General features: G+C 58.8%; 1 protein-coding gene. It reads right to left on the reverse strand.

Annotated elements, in window-relative coordinates; translation table 11 throughout:
- Positions 1-107: 107 nt before the first annotated feature.
- The coding region (locus MPRO_RS00905; RefSeq protein WP_173645488.1) for an arginase family protein at positions 108-514 on the reverse strand (407 nt) is incomplete at its 5' end.

Consider the following 514-nt stretch of genomic DNA (forward strand, 5'->3'; position numbering starts at 1 on the left):
TAACCGCCGCTAGCAGCCTGTCACAGCACCCAAACAAAACACGCACAACAAAAAACGCGCAGGCCCGAGGCCTGCGCGTTTTTAGGTTTGAATAGCCCCCAGATGGGCTATTTGCGCAGCGCCCGGCCATGGAAGACGTAACCCACCAGGTTCAGCAGCACCTGGGCGGCGAGAATGCTGGTCGAACCACTGTGATCGTAGTCCGGCGCCACTTCACACAGATCGATCCCCACCACATCCCCTTGCAGCGCAACCTGCTGCAGCACTTCCATCACCTCGTAATACTGAAAGCCACCATGGCTGGGCGTGCCTGTGCCCGGTGCAATCGAGGGATCAAAACCATCGATATCGATGGTGATGTAATAGTTAACGCCCTTGGGGATCAGATCGACTACGCCCTGGGTACCCAGGCGGCGCACATCGCGCACCGACAGTATGGTGGACCCCGCCGCCTCGGCCGCCTTGTGATCGGCCCGATTAGACGAGGATACGTTACGAATACCCAGCTGGGTCA

The sequence above is a fragment of the Marinobacterium profundum genome, assembly GCF_001528745.1.
GTDB classification, from domain to species: domain Bacteria; phylum Pseudomonadota; class Gammaproteobacteria; order Pseudomonadales; family Balneatricaceae; genus Marinobacterium_A; species Marinobacterium_A profundum.